We start from the raw sequence: 20,049 nt of genomic DNA, 5'->3' as shown, positions 1-20,049 counted from the left end.
CCAGTCAAAATCTCTGGAATTTTGAACGCTTTCACTAATCGATAAACCATTAAAACTCAAGCAATACAGCTCCCCAAGTGAAACCTCCGCCAACACCAACAAACATGACTTTCTGTCCTCGCTGAATGCGCCCATCACGAACCGCTACATCAAGAGCTAAGGGTATGGATGCAGAGGATGTATTACCATGACGATCAACTGTCACAATGACATTCTCCATTGGAAGCCCGAGTTTCTTTGCTGTCGATTCAATAATTCTGGTATTCGCTTGGTGAGGAATTAGCCAGTCAACGTCAATTGATGAAAGTCCTGCCATTTCAAGACACTCAATAGCCACGTCGGCTAATGCGTTGACCGCAAACTTGAATACAGCTGGCCCATCCATGCGCAAAAATGGATCACCGATAATTTTTCCATTGCTGACATTGCCTGGGGCTGATAATATTTTATGATACGAGCCATCAGCATGTGACGCAGTAGCAATAATGCCTGGATTCTCGGAAGCTTCGAGAACAACCGCGCCGGCACCATCACCAAATAGTACGCATGTAGCACGATCCTCCCAGTCTAGAGTCCGTGAAAATACTTCGGCACCTACCACTAGAACTTTTTTATGACTGCCAGAACGAATAAATTTTTCCGCGATGCTTAAAGCGTAAACAAAGCCACTGCATACAGCCTGAACATCGAAAGCCATAGCTCCATGATTACCAAGTTTTGCCTGTAGTAGGCAGGCGGTACTTGGGAAGATAAAATCTGGCGTCGAGGTCGCAAGAATGATCAGGTCAAGTTCTCCAGAATGAATTCCTGCCGAGAGCAACGCTCGATGGCTTGCCTCTAGTGCCAGGTCACTAGATGTACAGCCTATCTCTGCTAGGTGACGTGACTTTATACCCGTTCGAGAGACGATCCACTCGTCAGTAGTATCGATACCTCGTCGAATAAGTGAATAATTACTTACGGGTTGCCCTGGTAGATAACTACCTACCCCGGTGATGCAAGCAAACATAACAATGCGCCCTCTTGGAATCGGTAATGGAGTTATTTCAAATAGTGTCATCCAGCGCCACCGGCACAAGGCAGTCGATTTCACCCGGCGCAGCATTTTCACCTTCGAACGAGTGGTCGGCGTCCTGTTGGCTACTTTGATGCGCTCCCTCCAGGTCGAACTGGATCAGTTCTTCGCCAATGCCTCCCTTCCAGATGGGCGGATGGCACGCAAGTGGCTGAACGCCTCCGCGTTTACCGAACTCAACCAACAGATCGTGGCCGAGGTGCCAACCCACGCTCGATGGCACGGCGACCGCTTCCTGGCGGCCGATTCCACCACCCTGAAACTCCCCGCAACTCACCCCGATACGCGCTCGGAGGAGAAGGGGTTCAACTGCTATCACCACCCCAACGGGGTCTACAGCCTGGCACGCGGCGCCGGTTTATGCGACACCGCAACCGGCCTGATGCGGCGCGCCGACATCGCCGCCGACGCCAAAGGGTAGCGCGAGATGCTGGTCGAACAATTGGACAGCATGAACCGCGACGACTTGTTAGTGCTGGATCGTGGCTATCCCGCCTAATGGCTGTTTGCCCTGCTCAACCAGCGTGACCGGGCCTTCTGTATGCGGCTCGCCACCTCGTTTAGCCCGCAGGTCCGTGCCTTTGTGGCCTCTGGCCACGCCTCGGCGGACGTGATCGTCCAACCGGTTAGCACTGTGGACTGCCCGGATTCCTGTAAGGATTCCTACCTGGGAACTTCAACTTCCAATGCTTTCAAGGCGTACCTTCCCCTGCAATTCAAAGCTGAAATGTGTTCTAGATGCACATATAATGTGTATATTTCGAACTAGGAACCTTATCCCAACATGGAAACCAAGACTGCTCGCCTGACGGTGCTCATTGATCCGGTCAAGAAGAAAGCCTTCGAAGAACTCTGTGCAGCACAAGATCTTACGCCGTCTCAGGTTGTTCGCCAGCTGATTCGTAACTATCTCGAACAGCATCAAGTCGAATACGCAACCAAGAGTCGTTACAATGCCAATAAGTTGATTGAGTCGAAGTGACGCAAGCTACTCTCGATCAGAACGGAGGTATCTGCTGCTGACCTTGAGGACGTTTGCTGCATGCTCACTCAAATGAACGTGACAGGATAGTGAGTCCCCGAACAGGGCTATCGTACTTGCATGTTTCAGTAATGTTGAAAATTCGTCGGCATAATCTTCGGGTTTGATGAACTCCAGGATGCCGACTTTCCAAAGCTTGGCTCTGACTCTATGGTTGGCTTCGCATATCATGACGCGTACATGCCGCTTCTTCAGCTTGCCAATCACTTCATCGAGAGTTTGCAAGCCCGTGATGTCCATAAAAGGCACCCTACGTAGCCGCAAGATCAAGATGCGAGGGTCGGTGTGAGTTTGCAGTAGGGCTCGTTCAAAGTTTTCTACAGCCCCAAAAAAGAACGGCCCGTCAATTTCGTAGACCAAAACTCCGGCCGGTAAGTTGGTCAATCCTTGATCGAGCAGTTCTCTTTTAAGCTTCTCTTCCCCCATCTGTTGTACTTCTACCGCCGCCGCCATTCGACGCAAGAACTGCAGGATTGCCAGTATTACGCCGATGTTAACAGCGACCACCAGGTCCGTGAACACGGTTAGCAGGAAAGTAATCAGCAGGATCACCACATCCGCCCGAGGGGCACGCTTAACGATATGGGTGAAGTGCTTCAGTTCGCTCATGTTGTAAGCGACCACAAAGAGGATGGCAGCAAGAGATGCAAGTGGGATGTTGGCAGCCATGGGTGCAAAGAACAGGACAATCAGCGCCAGGGTCAGCGTGTGGGTGATGCCCGCCAAGGGGCTCGTACCACCATTGCGGATGTTAGTGGCTGTCCGTGCGATGGCTCCGGTTGCCGCAAAACCGCCAAACAGGGGGGCTACGATGTTGGCCAGTCCTTGGCCAATCAGCTCCTGGTTCGAGTCGTGCCTAACCCCTGTCATCCCATCTGCAACTACGGCGGAGAGGAGCGACTCGATCGCCCCCAGCATGGCAATGGTAAACGCAGGCCCCATCAACTCAATGACGCGTTCGGGTGTCACGGAGGGAAAGGAAAAATTTGGCAAACCTTGTGGTATGCCGTCAAAGGCGCTTCCAATCGTTGCAACGCCTTTAAAGTGAAAGATCGACTGCAAAAAAGTGGCCGCCACCATGGCCACCAGCGGCCCGGGAACACGTTGCAAGCCACGGATTCGGGAGGAGAACATCACCAGCAGCAGGCTGAAAAGGGCTACCCCAGTCGTGGCAATATGCAGATGCGGCAGCGCCAGTAGTAACTGCCAAAGCTTCTCGTGGAAATGGTCGCCAGAAATCTTTGGCAGGCCCAAAAAGTCACGCCACTGTCCAACCCAAATAATGACTCCGATCCCCGTGGTAAACCCGACGATTACGGGGGCGGGTATGAATTTAATCACTCCACCTAGCTTGGCCATCCCCATCAGCACCAGCATCAGCCCGGCCATCAACGTTGCAATCTGCAGTCCATCGATGCCATACCTTGCCGTCACGCCCGACAAGATGGCAATAAATGCACCGGTAGGACCTGCGATTTGAACCCGGCTGCCCCCTAATGCAGACACCATAAAGCCGCCGATGATGGCGGTGTAGAGCCCCTGTTCAGGACGGGCGCCGGAAGCGATCGCAAAGGCCATTGCGAGCGGGAGCGCCACCACGCCGACGATGACGCCGGCAATGATGTTGGGCAATAACTTGCCCCGCCCGAATTGCCCCGCCCGTTTGGCTTCAAGAATTGTAATCATCCTGCCCCGCAACAGTTTTGTCACACTTAGTCATGTGCATGCTATGTATTTTAAACACATACAGTATTATAATACAATTATAACAAAATGCACTGCCAGCATGTAGATACGTCTTCGAGCCAAAGCGGAGGCGCTCCTGCGGCACAGGAGGATCTACTGATGTCCCCCATGCCGAGTCGACTCGCTGGGTAAGATGCTTGTTCGGCCGACATTGCGGCCGTTTGGTTCTGAAGGCGAACGTTCTAGTTGGCGGAAGAGGACACAAATGGACGTTGTTGTACGAGAGATGTGTGGCGCCGATTACCCGGCCTGCTTGACTTTATGGAACCGGTGCGAAGGATTGGTGCTGAGGGAGCAGGAAGGCCCTGCCTCAATACTCCGCTTTTTAAAGCGTAACCACGGGATGAGCTGGGTTGCCGTTAGCCAGGGGGGGCTGATTGGCTGCATCCTGTGTGGCCATGACGGTTTAACAGGGTATCTATATCACTTGGCCATTGATCCAATGAGCCGACGACAGGGTGTCGGCGCTGTACTTGTCAAGCATGCCATTGATCGACTCGCCAACCAAAAGGTTGCACGAGTCAAGGTTTTTGTCTCAGCCAATAATATTGCGGGACAGTTGTTCTGGGCGCAGCAAGGATTCAACAAAGGTGATAGTGTTGATATTTATAGTCAAGAAATCAGCACACGTGTGAAGTGGTGGAACAATCCGGCTAGCTGGCAATAATAATATTGTAGGCCAGGCAAGAAAGATTAAGGAAAATGAAAGACTTCGCGCTGAAAGATTTTATTAGTGCAATGATTAAAAACCAAAGCGCACCAGGGGCGCCTTTTGTTTTTGAACACAATGATTCATTGTCTTTGCATTTTGACCTGTGTGCGATACAGAGTCAGATGTCATTTAAAGAACCAGACCGATTGGTGCTAAGTTATACAAGAACAATGATGGGCTTTTTGCTGCTCAATGCCTCCCCAAAACGAATAGGCATGATCGGACTGGGAGGTGGCTCGATGCCTAAGTATTGTTACCGGCACCTTCCCGATTGCCATGTCACGATCGCCGAGATTAATCCTGATGTAATTGCGTTGCGTGAAAAGTTTCAGGTGCCGCCCAATAATAGTCGCTTTGAAGTGCTCTGCATGGATGGGGCGGCCTATGTACACCATCAGAGCGGTTCGCTGGATGTGTTGATTGTCGACGGTTTCGAGGGGAGTTGTGTTCCGTCTCAGCTTAGCAGTCAGTCATTCTACGACGACTGCTATGAATGCCTTGAAGACGGCGGCGTTATGGTGGCGAATCTTTGCAGGGAGGATGCAAAATTTAGCGCCTATGTTGAGCGAATCAGAAAGTCTTTCGAAGGGGCTGTTACAATCGTTCTTTCGGAGGATTGCTTCAATAGGGTTATATTTGCCAGAAAAGGGAGTGGGTTGTTTTTGAATGAAGAAGCCCTGATCGAGCGTGCGGAGAAGCTGGAAATGATGCATGACCTTCGCTTCCTGTATATTGCCAAACAGATAATCCGGAACAAGTCGATCAATCTCTCCGTCGTGCAGTAATAGTATTTTGCTCAATACCGTCCAACCCATTAAGGTCGTTATCAGATTAGTATGAGTGCCGATTCCCAGCTTTACAAGATAACAATAACAGGAATGCTAGATAAATGCTGGTTTCCCTACGCTCTTGCCAGGAAAGCCTTTCATGATGGGTTCATCTTGGCGGATGCACAACATGCACCAGATAGATCGGTGGTTGTTGTGAAATGCTCTGGTGATATTGCTGCTCTTCTCGACTGGCTAATACATGGGGCAATACCGGCAACCAAAATAGCGAATGCTCACAAGGTTAAGCTATCTAAGGATGAAGCCAAAACCCTTGCCGTTGAGGCGTAATTTTAAGTTCAACGTTATTTTGTATGTATATTAAGTCAAAAAACATAGCTCGCTGGGAGAAGGGCACCAAATATTACATGACCTGGATCCAGCAGGATCTCTTTGGGGATTGGTATGTTTTTAGGGTGTGGGGAGTAAAAAACTCATTGAACGGGGAGGAATGCTATGACTGGGCTGAAAACGAGGCTGCGGCAAACAGGCGGCTAGATTCACTTATGAGAATGAGATTGCGAGATGGGTATCATTTGGCAAGCCCATAAGGCACGGCGATAAACTCATACGTCCCCATTGATTGGGAGAAAATGCTGCGACAACATTCTTCAATAAATGTTATCGCAGCGAATTTTTATTTGAATTTTATTATATGCTCCTCCTCTGGGCTTGTTATTTCACTAGCTGTGCGTCAACACAGGCCAGTGCAACCATATTGATGATGCGGCGAACAGAAGAAATGGGCGTGAGGATATGAACTGGCTTCGCCATGCCCATCAGAATCGGGCCGATCGTCACGCCATCGGCCGCCGAGACCCGCAGCAGGTTGTAACTAATATTTGCGGCTTCCACGTTTGGCATGATTAAGAGGTTAGACGAGCCCTTGAGCGTCGTCTCGGGCATGATCTGCTGACGAATCGTTTCTACTAGAGCTGCGTCTCCCTGCATTTCTCCATCGACTTCCAAACCAGGCAGGGCTGTTTGGATCAACGCCAGAGCTTCACGCATCTTAGACGCAGAAATAGTTCCCAGACTGCCAAAGCTCGAGTTAGACAGCAACGCAGCTTTCGGTTCAAGACCAAACCGCTTCATTGAATCGACTGCTAGAGCAGTAATCGTGGCCAACTGTTCTGCGTTCGGGTCAGCATTGACATAAGTGTCCGTAATGAAAATGTTGCCGGCCGGCAGGATCAGTGCATTCATCGCTGCGGCAACTTTATCCTTGCCGGCGTAGCCCAGTACGGTCTCCACGATGTCAAAGTGCTGGCGATAAGAGCCATAGGTGCCACAAATCAGCGCGTCAGCCTCGCCACGGTGAACCATCAGTGCACCAATTAGTGTGCTGTTACCAATCACCCGGCGACGTGCCTGCTCTTGGCTGACGCCTTTACGCTTGGTCAGCGCATAATAATCCTTCCAGTAATCACCAAAGCGTGGATCGGATTCGTTATTGACGACTTCAAAACCCTTTCCAACTTCCAGTTTCAATCCCAGTTTGGCAATGCGCTTTCCGATCACGGCCGGACGACCAATCAAGACTGGATGGGCAAGGCCTTGCGACACTATCTCCTGCGTGGCGTGCAACACCCGTTCATCTTCGCCTTCAGCCAAGACAACGCGCTTCATGTTTTGTTTGGCGGCGGTAAAGACAGGCTTCATGAACAAATTGGTCTTGTAGACAAACTGGGCCAACTGCTCGATGTAAGCATTCATATCGGTGATTGGGCGTGAGGCGACACCAGAATCCATCGCGGCCTTGGCCACCGCCGGGGCGATCTTTACTATCAACCGTGGATCGAACGGTTTAGGTATCAGGTATTCCGGGCCAAACGACAATTGTTCGCCACCGTAAGCCGTTGCCACGACATCGTTCTGCTCTGCCATCGCGAGGTCGGCGATCGCACGCACGCAGGCCAGTTTCATTTCCTCGTTGATGGTGGTCGCACCGACGTCCAATGCTCCCCGGAAAATAAAGGGGAAGCACAGGACATTATTCACCTGGTTCGGGTAATCCGAGCGGCCAGTGCAGGTAATGGCATCGGGCCGGGCGGCCTTTGCCAGCGGCGGCAGGATTTCCGGTTCTGGGTTGGCTAGCGCCAGGATAAGGGGGTCACGGGCCATGGACTTGACCATGTCTTGGGTGACCAACTTGGGCCCGGACAGGCCGAGGAAGATGTCAGAACCGACTATCGCGTCGGCCAACTTGCGCTGGCCATTGTCCTTGATTGCATAACGCCTCTTGGACGCATCCATCGTTTCGTCGCGATTTTCAAAGATCACCCCCTTCGAATCACAGACAGTAATGTTTTCGCGCTTCACTCCCAGTGCTACCAGCAGATCCAGGCAAGCAATCGCCGCAGCGCCGGCACCGGATGTCACCAGGCGCACTTCCTCAATGTTCTTGTTGATAACGCGTAGGCCGTTAAGAACAGCGGCGCTAGTGATGATGGCGGTGCCATGCTGGTCGTCATGGAACACCGGAATGCCCATGCGCTCGCGACACTTCCTCTCGATATAAAAGCACTCCGGCGCCTTGATGTCCTCCAGATTGATGCCACCGAAGGTCGGTTCCATTGAACAGATGATGTCGACCAACTTATCCGGATCATTCTCATTCAACTCAATGTCGAACACGTCGATGCCAGCGAACTTCTTGAACAGAACGCCCTTGCCCTCCATGACCGGCTTACCGGCCAGCGGACCGATGTTGCCCAAGCCAAGAACGGCGGTACCGTTGGAGATGACGGCAACCAGATTGCCACGAGCCGTGTACTTGTAGACGTTAAGGGGATCCTCCACAACAGCATTGCAGGCGGCGGCGACGCCAGGAGAGTACGCCAAGGCAAGGTCGCGCTGAGTAGCCAGCGGCTTGGTGGGGGCGACCTGAATTTTGCCTGGGGTGGGGTATTGATGATACTCGAGCGCACTTTGGCGTATTTGCTCGTCCATTTGCAGCGACTCCTTAGGCGGCGTACTCATTTCGGCGTGTTGGTTGCCAACTGCAACGTCTCAACATCGACCGGAGAAAAGGCCCTGGCATCCAATCTGTCAGTGGTCTCGTATCTTGTTCGAAGAAAGGCTGACAACCCGTCTCTGTGACGGATGTTGCCCAGTCATTAGGTGTCAGTGACCATGGCATGCCTCTCCCGTGCATATGCACAACATTATCATGTAATGGTAATGTAAGTAGCATTGTGGACGCGTTCGATGCACAGATCAAGCGCGGCATGTTCCAATACCAATGTGGGTGTTGCCCATGCCCATCCTCGCTGGGTGAAGCGTCGACCTCCCCGGCGATGCAGTGCTCACCGTCCTTGCGAAAGAGCTATTAACTTGCATAGTATGAACATGATATGATCTGTGAACACATACATGATTAACATAGGATGTTAATTGTTTTGAGGCTTTGCATGGAAAATCGAACCTCTCGGCTGTCTGTCCTGGTCGATCCGAAAAAGAAGGCCGCTTTCGAGCAGCTGTGCATGGAAGAAGACATGACCCCTTCCCAGGTCATCCGCCGGATGATGCGCGATTTCATCGAATGCCGGCTGGGGGAGACATGGAAGGACCAGGTTTTTGCGGACGGGAAGGTGGACGGATGAGTCCCGACATTTCTTTGCGCGCCATGACCATCCGTGACATAGATGCTTGTCTTGCTCTGATGCAAAACCCAAAAACCGAGGAGTTGCGCCACTGGATAGGCATGGAGTTATGGCGATTGCTGTCGCGCAACCCCACCCTCTGCTGGATCGCCCAAGAAAATGCACACGTCATTGGCGCCGTGTTCTGTGGCCATGATGGCTGGCGTGGTTATCTATATCACCTTGAGATTGCCGCTTCTTGCCTCCGTGCGAATGTTGCTTCGTCGCTACTGAGGAAAGTGAAAGAGCAGCTGGCATCGCTCAATATTCACAAAATGCATGTTCAGATCGAACAGGAGGATGCCGCGCGCTCCTTGTTCTGGCTGGACCAGCAGTGGGAAAAACGCGAGGACATCATGGTGTTCTGTACCGAACTGCCACGGCGGGTCAAACGGTGGGCCTCATGACGTCGAAGTCGCTCCCCATTGAGGTGACCGAATCGTTGAGGGTCACTGGCGGCCGTCAGGGCGAGCACTGGACCGTGCGTCTCAATGCACTTTGCCACCAAATGAATTTGCCTTACTGGATTGTTCGGGAACGTCCCGAAGAGATCGAGTTGGTGGTACAAGGATCGCTGACAAAAATCGAAGAGCTTGGGCAGGAAATTCTTGACGGTGCTCTCGGTTTCACGCCGAAGTCTGTTTCTCTCCAGAAACAGCAGTCTTTCTTGTATTTTCTACGACGCAAGCCGGATGCTACATGAGTCACTTTCCACCTCTTCACCGATTTGCAGATTTGCTGGCGGGCAGCCTAACCGGCAAGCCTTTCCTCTATGAAGAGGGTGGCAAGCTGTCTCTCTCCTTCGATATTTCTACCGTGCAGAGTCGTATGGACCCGGCACAACCGGACAGTCTGGTTCTGGGGTATACCCGCACGATGATGGGATGCTTGCTATTCAACCCCAAACCGAGACGCATCACCATGATTGGGCTGGGCGGTGGCTCACTGGCAAAGTATTGCCATCGTTACCTGCCGGATGCAGACATTTCCATTATCGAAATCAGTCAAGAAGTTATTGGATTTCGGAATGAGTTTGCGATACCTGCCGATAGCGCACGTTTCCACATCCATTGCGGAGACGGGGCAGAGCATATCACTAACTCCTCAGCAGAGATCGATATCCTGATGGTGGATGGTTATGATATTGACGGTCAGGCAAAGTCACTGTGCACTCAGCGTTTCTATGACGATTGCTTCGACGCCTTGGATGCACAAGGGGTCATGGTTGTAAATATGTGTGGGGGCGATCGACAAATTGGGAGTTATGTCTCCCGCATACGGCACAGCTTTAATGACAATACCGTAGTTGTTCAATCGGAAGATTGCACTAACAAGATCGTCTTCGCGATGAAGGGGAATGGCCTACGTTTTTCAGAAAAGCAGTTATTAGCGCAGGCACGATATCTGGAGAAGCATCACCCGATTTCCTTGCAGACCACCGCGCGCATGCTCACGGCAAGTCTTCGCAACGGTTATTTCTTGTCTAGGCAGAAAAACCATGGCTATCAAATATCTTCGTAGACTAACCGGTCATAAGCGAGATCTGCAGGCAGATCGCCATTTAGGCTACTCCTTGGCTTTTATTGCTGGAGCAATGAATGCAGGTGGCTTTCTTGCCATAGGACAGTACACATCACATATGACGGGGATTGTCTCAAGCATGGCGGATGCAACCGCCCTGGGAGAATCATGGGTGGTGCTCGCTGGATTCGTATCTGTTCTGGCCTTCTTGGCAGGGGCGGCCACTACAGCGCTCCTGATCAACTGGGCCAAGCGGCGATCATTACGAAGCCGCTATGCGCTCAGCTTGTTGCTGGAAGCGGCTCTCCTTCTCTTGTTCGGTCTGGCTGGTGCATATTTGGCGGAGGTCCGCGAGTTCTTAGCGCCAGCGACAGTGCTGCTGCTCTGTTACATCATGGGCTTACAGAATGCCATCATTACCAAAATCTCCGGCGCCGTTATACGTACCACTCATGTCACAGGGCTATCGACCGACATCGGAATCGAACTTGGGAAACTATTCTACGTTAATCGCAAGTCCACGCCACAGCCAGCAGTACTGGCTAATCGAGACAAGTTAAAGCTGCATACTATTCTGCTAAGCAGTTTCTGCGTCGGAGGTATCGTTGGGGCGGTTGGATTCAAGAGAATAGGATTTATTGCCACGATTCCGCTGTCGGTATGGCTGATGGTTCTGGCGACAGTACCTATCCTGGATGACTTTCGTTATCGTTGGCGTCTGTTATATCGTCGTCGTTGAGATCCAAACGCAGTATGTTTATGTCGGAAATTATTCATTTCATTATTCAAATAGGTCTTGGTACTCAATTGCAATGAATCTAATCAATCCTCAAATACAGGCCTGCGCCGAAGCGATGATGAGCTTCTCACTATTTATTTCCGAACCCAAGGATATCTTGATAGTCGGTGGAAATAATAGTTTTTTACCAATATTTTGTACGCAATGCTTTCCTGATGCCATTGTCACGATGCTGGAAGTGGACAAGAACACCTTGGCAATGCGAAATGAAGAAGCTGCGTCAAGCAATCTTGACAATCTCCGCGTGATTAACGCCGATGCAGGCATCTATCTAAGCCACAAGAGCAATGCTGTCGATGCGATCCTTTTGGACGTCTATAGCAAAAAAACCGTGTCTGCACCTTTGAGGCGGCAATTTTTCTATGACGGTTGCCATTTGGCATTGCGCGAAAAAGGCATCGTAGTCGCCAACTTTACCGGAGACTTGAAACGTACTGCAGCCTGCCGTGTATATCTAAGAGATACTTTTGAACGCCAGGCCTATCGGATGCTGACGAAAGGCGGGTCAAATTTGATCTCGCTAGCGTTAAAAGGTATGCCTATGCTCGATCTACTTGATATGAAAAAAAGAGCTCAGGAAGTACAGAAGAAAATCGGGTTAGATCTGTTTTTCTATCTGGAGCAGATGCAACAGTTGTGCCAACAAAGCCAGCTACAGAATGTTCAATAAATGGTGATTGCCGGAAAGGCATGCATTTGATGGCCAAGAGTAAAGTCTGGTAGCGATCAGGCGTTTGACTGGTGGCGAAAGATAATTCATGCGACTTTTAGGGAGGCTCTGCCTCCCATTTTTTTAATTTCAAGAAATTGGTTGTTCTAGCCGGCCCGAGAGACGATGCTAAATCTGCAAGAAGCGGTATCTTCGACAAGCCCTCAGAAAAGATGAGGCATCAAACCAATACGTGGCGTGTCTCTACAAAAAATTGATGAATTCGCTCTTCAATTTGTGGGTGAATCATCTTCACTGGACGATTCCCTTTCGGGCAGACGAGTCTTGGTGTCGTACCGAATAGGCGGCAAATCAACGGACGTTCAGCATACACTTCGCATCCGTTGCCAAGGTGTGGGCAGCTCAAATTCGCAAGCGCAATCTCATGATCACGGTCGCTCTTAATTGGAAGTCTTGCCATCTCGTCAGTGGAGGTCGTTACCGGTCCGCAGCAGTCATGGCAGCCCGGTTCACACTCGAAGGACGGAATCTGTGACCGGAAGAAGCGTATTTTTTGACTATTGATTGTCATTAAATGATATCCCTTGAAAAAATAGACTAGATTTAACCTAGACTTGCGATGAATCTGGCAAGGGCCGTTAGTCCGGAGACAAGCAAAACCACTACAATTATACCGGCAATCAAGATGTGCTTGAAGTTAAGCCCCTCAATCGATTTGCGGTGATCTTTGCTTCTGCCAACCCCCGTAAGTGCACGCAATATTGTCCTTACAGAATGAAAGATATTTCCCAAGCTGACCCATAAGCTTTCCACGAGAATTCCTTGATAACTATCACATTTTACGCAGCGATAGGATTAGCACACAAAAAGCCGAAAATCTTTCCGTTATGTTTCGTAGGCCGGTATTTTGCTAGCACTGTCTTTTATTTCACCATGGCAATACCGGAAGCGTTACTGATTGGCTTTTTAAGGGTCATCAAGGCGAGCTGTGAGTCCACTCCAAGGTTGAGCCGCTGCTTCAATGTTGGAGCGAGCACTTTCAGGATCTGTACCGGCAAGGCGCTGGTGAACTTGTAATCGGCGGCTTGCGGCCCGGCCACATAGGCAACCAGCGTGCCAAAATAGTGGTCTCCGAGATAGAACACAAACGCCCCAGAGCGGCTGACCACTCGCTCCGATATCAGCCCCCCGCCCTTAGCAAAAGTCTTGAAGCGGTTGTCACCGGTACCCGTCTTGCCGCCGACCATCACATGAGCGCCATTCGGCAGATTGAAGGCTCCGGCGAGTCGACGGGCGGTCCCTTGGTCGACCACTTCAGACAGCACTTGGCGAACCAGTTGTGGAATCTCGGGCGGCAACACTCGCTCACCCTTGTTTAGGGCATTGAACAACAAGGTGTCATAGGGCGTGTTAGCGGCGAAATGCAGGCTGTCAATGTGTGAGATCGGCAAGTGTACGCCATCGTTGACGACAATTCCCATCAATGCGGCCAAGGCTGCCGGGCGGTCGGCAGAGGCTCCAATTGCCGTTGCATAGGATGGCACCAGTGAATCGAATGGGTAGCCTAGCCGTTTCCACGCTTTATGTACCTGTTTGAAGCCGTCTGCTTCCAATAATTCCTTGATGCGTTTGTCCTGTGCGTGCTTTCGCCTGCTTTTGAACAGCCACTGGTAAACCTCCTGGCGCTCCTCGACGCTGGCTCTGACGATTTCGGAATAGCCCGCGGTCGGGTGAGCACGTAGATAGGCCAAGAGCCAGAGCTCAAGCGGGTGGATCCCGGCCAAGTAACCGCGATCCTGGAGATTGAAACGTTGCGGCGAGTAGTCATCATACAATTTGGCGAGCATTTCGTGATCACCGCCGGCCGTCGGCAGGTAGGTCGACATGAAGACAACGAACTGGTCCAGACTTGCATTCGGTGCAATGCTGCGGAAAATTACCGCGAGCCGCTTCGGGCTCGGATGGATGCCTTCCATCAGGCGGGCTTCTGACTCCTCGATACTCTTGCCTTGGTATTTGTGGTAAAACGCCGACAGAAAAGTGCGACCTTCACGGTCAGCGAATCGCCGCAAATACTCTTGACGCTGCGGGTTGTCCACGTTTTCCAGCAGTTGCTCACTCGAACCGGACGCTGGCTCCATGTAGTAATGCACCACGTCACGCATGAGCCGGATGAACACCAGGTTTACCGAGCGACGCACGGCTTCACGCACGGTGAGGGTTCGGAAGTTGTCGGCTTTGTCAAAGTTCTCGAACGTATGCAACCCACCGCCGGTAAAGAAGCTTTCTCCCGGGTTGGCAGAGTATTGACGCTGCAGCGAAGCTTCCAGCATGGCTGTAAGGCTACGGTCGGAAGCCTGTGCGAGATAATCGATCACCCAACGCCTGATAATTGACTCATGTGGTTCTGCCTGGATCTTTGTCAGTGCCTCCTTGCCAAGGCTGCCGTATTGCTTGTGCAGGTCGGCGATGATTTCCAGATAGTTGAGGAGCGTGCGCAGCTTGGCAGTTGAGCCGAGGTCAAGCTTGGTGCCATCGTTGATATCGAACGGCTGGTCGAAATTGTCAGCCTGTACCCGCACCTTGTTACCTTGCGGCGTGCTTTCAATCAACGTAAAGCTGTAGGTAACACCGTGCGGGTCGCCGTGTTCGAGCAAGTGCTGATCATTAAGGCCGACGGAATAGGCATAGTCCGGGTCACGCAACTTGATTAGCTCTGCCGTCACCTCCTGCTGCAATCTGGAGTCAAGCGTACTATTGACTGTCAGATCCAGACGATCCAGGTCGTACATCTGCGGAACGCCGAGGAGCGCGGCGAGCTTGATACGTACGGCGTTGACCCCCTTTCGTTCGATCGGAGGTTGGGTTGGCAATCGCACGCGTTCTTTCTGCTGACGGAGTGACTGCTTGAGTGCAGCGTCACGCAGCGCGGGAGTAATTACATTGTCTTTAGCCATCAAGCGCAGGTAAGAATTGGTCAGGGACTCGAGCGCCTTCATGTCACCGCTCAGGTAGTAGGACGGGCGGCGCTGCGAAATCATCAGGCTGAGCACCTCCTTGAACACCAGAGCACGCTCTTGCAACGGACCTGCAGGGTCATCGTTGAGTAGCCGGTTCACCTGTTTGAAATCCCGCCCGTACCAAGCCCAGAGCCCATCGCCGACCCCGGCGATTTCCCCGAAGCCGGCACGCGCGGCAAGTGGCACCGTATTGAGGTAATTGACCACTAGCTGCTGCCTCACGACGGTGGTGTCTTCTCCTTGCAGGTAAGCCCGTACCGAGGCCGAAACCATCTGACGCATCTTCTCTCTCGGCGAGTTGGTACGACCATCCGGCGAATGGCGGTATTTCTCGATCTGGGTAGCCAACGTGCTACCACCTGCTGGGTGGTAGCCTGAATACACTAGGTGTATCGCTTCGTCGCTTAACGCCCGGCCAAAGCGAGACCACTCAATTGCCGGATTGCGCTGAGGTGCCCCTTCGTCGAGCAAGCTGTGGTTTTCGATGTAGAGTAGCGCGTTGACCAGCGGGCGCGGCAAGGACTGGAAGTTGGGGTAAATACGCTGCGGAGCGTACGAAGCATAGATAGGCAAATGGTGGCTATCGATTAGCTTAAGCCCGGCCTGATCTTTTTCACGATAGGGCATGAACAGGCCCTGGTCGAACAGTTGCGCCATGCAGGAGGACTGCTGTGCCTGGGCCGCCACGGTAAAGCCCCGCGCCTGCAACCGTTCCACATAGTTCGGCAGGTTGGCGTAGCCGAGGCGCTGATCATACGGTCCGCCCCTCGTAGGGTAGCGGATTGAGTTGCTCTTCCCGGGGGCGACTTGAAAGGTCAGCTCTTGACCCAGACGGGTAAGAAATTTCGCCTGCCACCGCGAACTGTGGAATTCGTCGAGCACCAGAAAGACAACGATTGGTATCGTTACCAACAGGGTAACGGAGACTACTCGTTTTGCGGAAATTGATGATGGTTTCTGTACCTGCAGCTCTTCTTCTGAGGCGGCCATGGTTAGGATTCACCGTTGCTAGACTGATCAAGACTGCTTCGCAGCAGTACGCTACGCACTCCTGCGGCGGCTTCCCATCCCCCTTTGCAGCCAGTGTATCCAAGTTCAGGTTCGGTTATGCGTGCGTACGCAGCAGTACTCAATATTAAGAATAGAAGGTCTTTTGCAGTCGTCAGTCTCGTCGCGACTGGTTGCAAATAATGGTAACTGTATTATCATTTAAATTGCATGTATGGCCAATCGTATGATTGATCCATGATCCAGAATCTACCGCTCACACACCCATGGCAACGGGATTCGGCATGCGGCTTACGCCGACTCCTAACCCACCCGGTTACAGCGAAAACCGGAGATAAGCAGAAGATGATATGCAATTAGTCGATTGGTGGTCAGGCCTTCTGCCGCTGGACTGGATGCTGGTTGTCCTGACCGTTTGGTTGGCCATTGGAACGTTCGGTGTGCTTGCCTTACATCGATTTGCGCTGGTGGCAAAGGTGTTCTTCCCAATGGGGGCTGCCGCGTCGCTGGTACTTTGTGTGGCGGCGGCCAGCGCAATGGGAGGGGCTGCCGAAGTCGCCGAGTTACCGTTCGGCTTGCCTGGACTAAATTTCCATCTTCGGTTGGATAGCCTGTCAGCGCTGTTCCTGATGGTGTTAGGGGGAGTGACAACAGGTGTTTCACTGTTTGCCGCCGGTTATTTTCGCAAGGGAGAAGGCACACCACCAGGCCTACTGTGTCTTCAGTACCACCTATTTCTTGCCAGTATGGCGTTGGTGGTTTTGGCTGACGACGCCTATGTCTTCATGGTGATGTGGGAGACGATGGCGCTATCGTCATTCTTTCTGGTCACCGCCAATCATCGCATCGCCGAAATACGGCAGGCTGGCTATCTCTATCTACTACTGGCACACGTTGGTGCTATCGCGATTCTCCTGTGCTTCGGGGTCTTACAGGCCAATAGTGGTGACTACACCTTCAACAACATGCGCGCACAGCATCTGTCGCCTTTTTGGGCCTCCATAGCATTCTTGCTGGCGCTATTCGGTTTCGGTGCAAAGGCAGGCATCTTGCCACTGCATGTCTGGCTACCGGAAGCGCACCCGGCTGCGCCATCCCCGGTTTCCGCATTGATGAGTGGGGTGATGTTGAAGACAGCCGTTTACGGCCTGTTGCGTGTGACTTTTGACCTGTTGTCCGTTCAGTTGTGGTGGTGGGGGGTATTGCTGCTGAGTGTCGGACTGCTTACCGCGCTGTTCGGGGTGGTGTTCAGTGCGGTGCAGGTCGATATGAAGCGTTTGTTGGCCTACTCGTCGATCGAGAACATCGGCCTGATCATGGTCGGCATGGGCCTCAGTCTGCTGTTCTATGCGTATCACATGTCCGCCTTGGCTGCGCTGGCACTGGCTGCTGCCCTCTATCATGTGGCTAGCCACGCGGCCTTCAAAAGCCTGTTGTTTGTCTGTACGGGTTCAGTGCTGCACGCGACCGGAGAGCGTAACCTCGGGCGACTCGGAGGGCTGATCCGTTACACGCCTTGGGTAGCATGGTTGTCGTTGATTGGCGCACTGGCCAGCGCCGGCTTGCCTCCACTCGGCGGGTTTGTTTCCGAATGGCTACTGCTGCAAAGCTTCCTGTTCACCCCCGGGCTTCCAAATAGTTTCCTCAACATGCTGATTCCGGTGGTTGCCGCTGCCATTGCGCTGATCGCGGCGTTGGCCGGATACACCATGGTCAAGTTTTTTGGCGTGATCTTCCTGGGGCGGCCACGTGAAGAAAAGTTGGCGCAGGCACATGATGCCGGTACGTTGGAGAAAATAGGCATGCTGTGGCTTGTTGCCATCTCCATATTGCTTGGGCTTATGCCTTCACAGATCTTAAAGGCAATCAGCCCTGTAATAAAACAACTCAGCTTATTCGACCTCTCGCCATCTATTGCGGCTAACGCATGGTGGCTCTTGGCTCCGATTTCCGTTGCGCGAGCCAGTTATGGACCGGTTATTTTCCTACTAGGGGTGGCTGCGAGCTGCACGCTCGCCTACATATTAGTCCGCTTGTTCTATCATGGTCGGTTACGTCGATCGGCTCCATGGGACTGTGGTTACCCCTTGCAGAACGCACGTATGCAAGATACCGCGGAAGGCTTTGGGCAACCGATTCGGCAGATATTTGAGCCGTTCTTCCGCATGGAGCGTGAGTTACCGTCACCATTTGATGCCCAGCCACGTTACCGGGTCTTGGTCGAAGACCCTCTTTGGTACTGGTTATATCTTCCGATTGCGCGCTGGGTCGAGCGCATTTCACAGTGGGTGGGAATGCTTCAGAAGGGCCGGATTGCGGTTTACCTGCTGTACAGCTTCCTCACTTTGGTTGCGCTGCTTCTAATGGCAAAACAATGAACCAATATGGAATGCTGTCTCAGTTGCTCGATGTGGTTATGGCTTTGTTGCTTGCACCACTCCTGACCGGCTGGCTGAACCAATGGCGCGCATTACTGCAGAATCGTAGCGCTCCGGACTTGATACAGCCATACAAGGTGCTGCATAAGCTTTTTTTCAAAGAGTCGGTGATCGCCGATCATGCTTCACCGTTGTTTCGTATGGTGCCTTACCTGGTATTTGGCTGTATGACGCTGGCCAGCGCCATTATCCCGATGCTGTCAACCGACCTTCCTCTCGCACCGGCGGCAGATGCGATTGCCTTGGTTGGTTTGTTCGCTATTGCTCGCACGTTCATCTCTCTCGCGGCAATGGACATTGGTACGGCGTTTGGGTCACTGGGAGCGAGGCGAGAAATGCTGATAGGGTTTCTAGCCGAGCCGGCCTTGCTGACTGTCCTATTTACTTCATCGTTGATCACGCGCTCAACGTCCTTGACCAGTATGGTCACGAGCATGAGTCACAATAGTTTTGCCATCTATCCCAGTCTTGCTTTTGCTGGTATCGCATTTGTGATGGTTTCACTGGCAGAAAATGCCCGTATCCCGGTCGACAACCCGGCTACCCATCTAGAACTGACCATGATTCATGAAGCACTAATACTTGAATATTCCGGCCGCCATCTTGCCTTAATGGAATGGGCGGCAAGCCTGAAACTATTTGCTTATTCCTGCATTGGCTTGGCGATCTTCTTTCCATGGGGTGTGTCGACAAGTGCTTCACCGCTTGCCTTGATGATGGCGTTGCCAGTGCTGGTCGTGAAGCTTGCCATTGGTGGCGCACTGGTTGCCGTGATTGAAACACTGAGCGCCAAGATGCGCATCTTTCGCGTGCCGGAATTCCTCGCCACAGCTTTTATGCTTGCCGTGATGGGGATGCTGGTTCATTTCCTGTTAGGGGCGTAATCATGCCAAACTTGGTCGGTCAACTGATCAATCTGCTGGCTTCAATCCTGCTGATTCTGTCTTTCGCCATGCTGTCCCAGCGGCGCATTCTGTCGCTCATCCGCCTATTCACATTTCAGGGCGTCACACTGGTCGCGGCAACGATATTGCTGGGTTATTCGACAAATCAACCTCATTTGTATTACTCGGCAGCGCTGACTCAGGTATTGAAGGTCATGGTAATACCTACCTTGCTACACCGGCTGATTAATCATCTGAACGTGAGATGGGATACGGAAACTTTGATCAACATTCCGACCACTATGATGATCGGCATCATCCTGGTGATCTTTTCCTTCAATCTGGCAGCGCCAATATCCAGCTTATCCACATCCATTGCGCGCAGCACGCTGGGGATCGCACTGGCCTGTGTATTGCTCTCGTTCATGATGATGATAACTCGTGCGAAAGCGGTTCCTCAAGTAATCGGATTCCTGTCGATGGAAAATGGCCTTTTCTTCTCGGCCACAGCCGCCGTATATGGCATGCCGATGGTCGTTGAGCTAGGGATTGCCCTTGATGTTCTAATGGGTATTCTGATTCTTGGTGTGTTCATGTTTCAAATTCGTGAGCGCTTCGACAGCCTGGACATTAGCCATCTGGAGAAATTGAAGGAAGATTAAG

General features: G+C 52.1%; 21 protein-coding genes. 15 read left to right on the top strand and 6 right to left on the bottom strand.

Features of this window, described 5'->3' with window-relative positions:
- Positions 1–49 precede the first annotated feature (49 nt).
- Positions 50–1,060 (bottom strand): beta-ketoacyl-ACP synthase III, encoded by a 1,011-nt coding sequence (locus B9N72_RS13105; RefSeq protein ID WP_327078290.1) that lies wholly within the window; start codon positions 1,058–1,060, stop codon positions 50–52.
- An 88-nt stretch (positions 1,061–1,148) separates the two neighbouring features.
- On the opposite strand from B9N72_RS13105, the gene B9N72_RS13100 reads away from it, so the two are divergent.
- Complete coding sequence (locus tag B9N72_RS13100; protein WP_085276323.1) at positions 1,149–1,496, top strand: hypothetical protein; 348 nt, start codon at positions 1,149–1,151, stop codon at positions 1,494–1,496.
- 363 nt (positions 1,497–1,859) lie between these two features.
- Positions 1,860–2,057 carry a ribbon-helix-helix protein, CopG family gene (locus tag B9N72_RS13095; protein WP_085276322.1) on the top strand — a complete coding sequence of 66 codons (198 nt, stop codon included), beginning with the start codon at positions 1,860–1,862 and terminating at the stop codon, positions 2,055–2,057.
- A gap of 6 nt (positions 2,058–2,063) precedes the next feature.
- On the opposite strand, the gene B9N72_RS13090 is transcribed toward B9N72_RS13095, so the two are convergent.
- Positions 2,064–3,827, bottom strand: a complete 1,764-nt coding sequence (locus B9N72_RS13090) for a SulP family inorganic anion transporter (RefSeq protein WP_234985942.1) — start codon at positions 3,825–3,827, stop codon at positions 2,064–2,066.
- A 241-nt stretch (positions 3,828–4,068) separates the two neighbouring features.
- On the opposite strand from B9N72_RS13090, the gene B9N72_RS13085 reads away from it, so the two are divergent.
- The 4 genes from B9N72_RS13085 to B9N72_RS21765 are packed head-to-tail and all read left to right on the top strand — an operon-like array spanning position 4,069 to position 5,953.
- Positions 4,069–4,530 carry a GNAT family N-acetyltransferase gene (locus tag B9N72_RS13085; RefSeq protein ID WP_159453038.1) on the top strand — a complete coding sequence of 154 codons (462 nt, stop codon included), beginning with the start codon at positions 4,069–4,071 and terminating at the stop codon, positions 4,528–4,530.
- 35 nt (positions 4,531–4,565) lie between these two features.
- The gene (locus B9N72_RS13080) at positions 4,566–5,360 is read left to right on the top strand and encodes a fused MFS/spermidine synthase (RefSeq protein ID WP_143477802.1); all 795 of its coding nucleotides are present in this window, start codon (positions 4,566–4,568) and stop codon (positions 5,358–5,360) included.
- 51 nt (positions 5,361–5,411) lie between these two features.
- Complete coding sequence (locus B9N72_RS20840) at positions 5,412–5,693, top strand: hypothetical protein (protein WP_143477801.1); 282 nt, start codon at positions 5,412–5,414, stop codon at positions 5,691–5,693.
- A gap of 23 nt (positions 5,694–5,716) precedes the next feature.
- The gene (locus B9N72_RS21765; RefSeq protein WP_143477800.1) at positions 5,717–5,953 is read left to right on the top strand and encodes a WGR domain-containing protein; all 237 of its coding nucleotides are present in this window, start codon (positions 5,717–5,719) and stop codon (positions 5,951–5,953) included.
- Between the two features lie 124 nt (positions 5,954–6,077).
- Here the strand turns inward: B9N72_RS21765 and B9N72_RS13075 are convergent, their stop codons facing one another.
- Positions 6,078–8,354, bottom strand: a complete 2,277-nt coding sequence (locus tag B9N72_RS13075; RefSeq protein WP_085276318.1) for an NADP-dependent malic enzyme — start codon at positions 8,352–8,354, stop codon at positions 6,078–6,080.
- 461 nt (positions 8,355–8,815) lie between these two features.
- On the opposite strand from B9N72_RS13075, the gene B9N72_RS13070 reads away from it, so the two are divergent.
- Genes B9N72_RS13070 through B9N72_RS13045 form a run of 6 tightly spaced genes read left to right on the top strand, consistent with a single transcriptional unit; the run spans position 8,816 to position 12,036 of the window.
- On the top strand, positions 8,816–9,007 hold the full coding sequence (locus tag B9N72_RS13070) for a CopG family transcriptional regulator (RefSeq protein ID WP_085276341.1): 192 nt from the start codon (positions 8,816–8,818) through the stop codon (positions 9,005–9,007).
- A complete protein-coding gene (locus B9N72_RS13065; RefSeq protein WP_085276317.1) occupies positions 9,004–9,453 on the top strand; it encodes a GNAT family N-acetyltransferase in 450 nt (149 codons plus the stop codon). The genes B9N72_RS13070 and B9N72_RS13065 overlap by 4 nt, the downstream gene beginning before the upstream one ends.
- The gene (locus tag B9N72_RS13060; protein WP_085276316.1) at positions 9,450–9,749 is read left to right on the top strand and encodes a hypothetical protein; all 300 of its coding nucleotides are present in this window, start codon (positions 9,450–9,452) and stop codon (positions 9,747–9,749) included. The genes B9N72_RS13065 and B9N72_RS13060 overlap by 4 nt, the downstream gene beginning before the upstream one ends.
- Positions 9,746–10,567, top strand: a complete 822-nt coding sequence (locus tag B9N72_RS13055; RefSeq protein WP_085276315.1) for a spermine/spermidine synthase domain-containing protein — start codon at positions 9,746–9,748, stop codon at positions 10,565–10,567. Before B9N72_RS13060 ends, B9N72_RS13055 begins: the two co-directional genes overlap by 4 nt.
- Complete coding sequence (locus tag B9N72_RS13050) at positions 10,545–11,306, top strand: YoaK family protein (RefSeq protein WP_085276314.1); 762 nt, start codon at positions 10,545–10,547, stop codon at positions 11,304–11,306. The genes B9N72_RS13055 and B9N72_RS13050 overlap by 23 nt, the downstream gene beginning before the upstream one ends.
- Positions 11,263–12,036 (top strand): class I SAM-dependent methyltransferase, encoded by a 774-nt coding sequence (locus B9N72_RS13045; protein WP_159453037.1) that lies wholly within the window; start codon positions 11,263–11,265, stop codon positions 12,034–12,036. Before B9N72_RS13050 ends, B9N72_RS13045 begins: the two co-directional genes overlap by 44 nt.
- Before the next feature lie 220 nt (positions 12,037–12,256).
- On the opposite strand, the gene B9N72_RS21760 is transcribed toward B9N72_RS13045, so the two are convergent.
- From B9N72_RS21760 to B9N72_RS13030, 3 genes are all read right to left on the bottom strand, one after another.
- A complete protein-coding gene (locus tag B9N72_RS21760) occupies positions 12,257–12,607 on the bottom strand; it encodes a YkgJ family cysteine cluster protein (protein WP_085276312.1) in 351 nt (116 codons plus the stop codon).
- 32 nt (positions 12,608–12,639) lie between these two features.
- Entirely contained in the window at positions 12,640–12,849 is a 210-nt protein-coding gene (locus B9N72_RS21755) for a DUF2970 domain-containing protein (protein WP_159453036.1), read from the bottom strand.
- A gap of 110 nt (positions 12,850–12,959) precedes the next feature.
- Complete coding sequence (locus B9N72_RS13030; RefSeq protein WP_085276310.1) at positions 12,960–16,046, bottom strand: transglycosylase domain-containing protein; 3,087 nt, start codon at positions 16,044–16,046, stop codon at positions 12,960–12,962.
- 368 nt (positions 16,047–16,414) lie between these two features.
- Here B9N72_RS13030 and hyfB point away from each other — a divergent pair, with 368 nt between their 5' ends.
- The 3 genes from hyfB to B9N72_RS13015 are packed head-to-tail and all read left to right on the top strand — an operon-like array spanning position 16,415 to position 20,048.
- Entirely contained in the window at positions 16,415–18,442 is a 2,028-nt protein-coding gene (hyfB, locus tag B9N72_RS13025; protein ID WP_085276309.1) for a hydrogenase 4 subunit B, read from the top strand.
- An 11-nt stretch (positions 18,443–18,453) separates the two neighbouring features.
- Positions 18,454–19,386, top strand: a complete 933-nt coding sequence (locus B9N72_RS13020) for a respiratory chain complex I subunit 1 family protein (protein ID WP_200810939.1) — start codon at positions 18,454–18,456, stop codon at positions 19,384–19,386.
- A gap of 2 nt (positions 19,387–19,388) precedes the next feature.
- Positions 19,389–20,048, top strand: a complete 660-nt coding sequence (locus B9N72_RS13015; protein ID WP_085276307.1) for a formate hydrogenlyase — start codon at positions 19,389–19,391, stop codon at positions 20,046–20,048.
- The last annotated feature ends 1 nt before the right edge of the window (position 20,049 follow it).

The organism is Pseudogulbenkiania subflava DSM 22618, from assembly GCF_900177275.1.
Classification (GTDB): domain Bacteria; phylum Pseudomonadota; class Gammaproteobacteria; order Burkholderiales; family Chromobacteriaceae; genus Pseudogulbenkiania; species Pseudogulbenkiania subflava.
The sequence above is the reverse complement of the archived record's forward strand: the minus strand, read 5'-3'. Positions and strand labels throughout refer to the sequence as shown.

Coding starts and splice junctions, on each gene's coding strand:
- B9N72_RS13060 (WP_085276316.1), top strand. CDS start 9,450: ATGACGTCGAAGTCGCTCCCCATTGAGGTGACCGAATCGTTGAGGGTC.
- B9N72_RS13020 (WP_200810939.1), top strand. CDS start 18,454: ATGCTGTCTCAGTTGCTCGATGTGGTTATGGCTTTGTTGCTTGCACCA.
- B9N72_RS13030 (WP_085276310.1), bottom strand. CDS start 16,046: ATGGCCGCCTCAGAAGAAGAGCTGCAGGTACAGAAACCATCATCAATT.
- B9N72_RS13085 (WP_159453038.1), top strand. CDS start 4,069: ATGGACGTTGTTGTACGAGAGATGTGTGGCGCCGATTACCCGGCCTGC.
- B9N72_RS13045 (WP_159453037.1), top strand. CDS start 11,263: ATGACTTTCGTTATCGTTGGCGTCTGTTATATCGTCGTCGTTGAGATC.
- B9N72_RS13050 (WP_085276314.1), top strand. CDS start 10,545: ATGGCTATCAAATATCTTCGTAGACTAACCGGTCATAAGCGAGATCTG.
- B9N72_RS13080 (WP_143477802.1), top strand. CDS start 4,566: ATGAAAGACTTCGCGCTGAAAGATTTTATTAGTGCAATGATTAAAAAC.
- B9N72_RS21760 (WP_085276312.1), bottom strand. CDS start 12,607: ATGACAATCAATAGTCAAAAAATACGCTTCTTCCGGTCACAGATTCCG.
- B9N72_RS13100 (WP_085276323.1), top strand. CDS start 1,149: ATGCGCTCCCTCCAGGTCGAACTGGATCAGTTCTTCGCCAATGCCTCC.
- B9N72_RS13065 (WP_085276317.1), top strand. CDS start 9,004: ATGAGTCCCGACATTTCTTTGCGCGCCATGACCATCCGTGACATAGAT.
- B9N72_RS13105 (WP_327078290.1), bottom strand. CDS start 1,060: ATGACACTATTTGAAATAACTCCATTACCGATTCCAAGAGGGCGCATT.
- B9N72_RS21765 (WP_143477800.1), top strand. CDS start 5,717: ATGTATATTAAGTCAAAAAACATAGCTCGCTGGGAGAAGGGCACCAAA.
- B9N72_RS13075 (WP_085276318.1), bottom strand. CDS start 8,354: ATGGACGAGCAAATACGCCAAAGTGCGCTCGAGTATCATCAATACCCC.
- B9N72_RS20840 (WP_143477801.1), top strand. CDS start 5,412: ATGAGTGCCGATTCCCAGCTTTACAAGATAACAATAACAGGAATGCTA.
- B9N72_RS13055 (WP_085276315.1), top strand. CDS start 9,746: ATGAGTCACTTTCCACCTCTTCACCGATTTGCAGATTTGCTGGCGGGC.
- B9N72_RS13015 (WP_085276307.1), top strand. CDS start 19,389: ATGCCAAACTTGGTCGGTCAACTGATCAATCTGCTGGCTTCAATCCTG.
- B9N72_RS13095 (WP_085276322.1), top strand. CDS start 1,860: ATGGAAACCAAGACTGCTCGCCTGACGGTGCTCATTGATCCGGTCAAG.
- B9N72_RS13070 (WP_085276341.1), top strand. CDS start 8,816: ATGGAAAATCGAACCTCTCGGCTGTCTGTCCTGGTCGATCCGAAAAAG.
- hyfB (WP_085276309.1), top strand. CDS start 16,415: ATGCAATTAGTCGATTGGTGGTCAGGCCTTCTGCCGCTGGACTGGATG.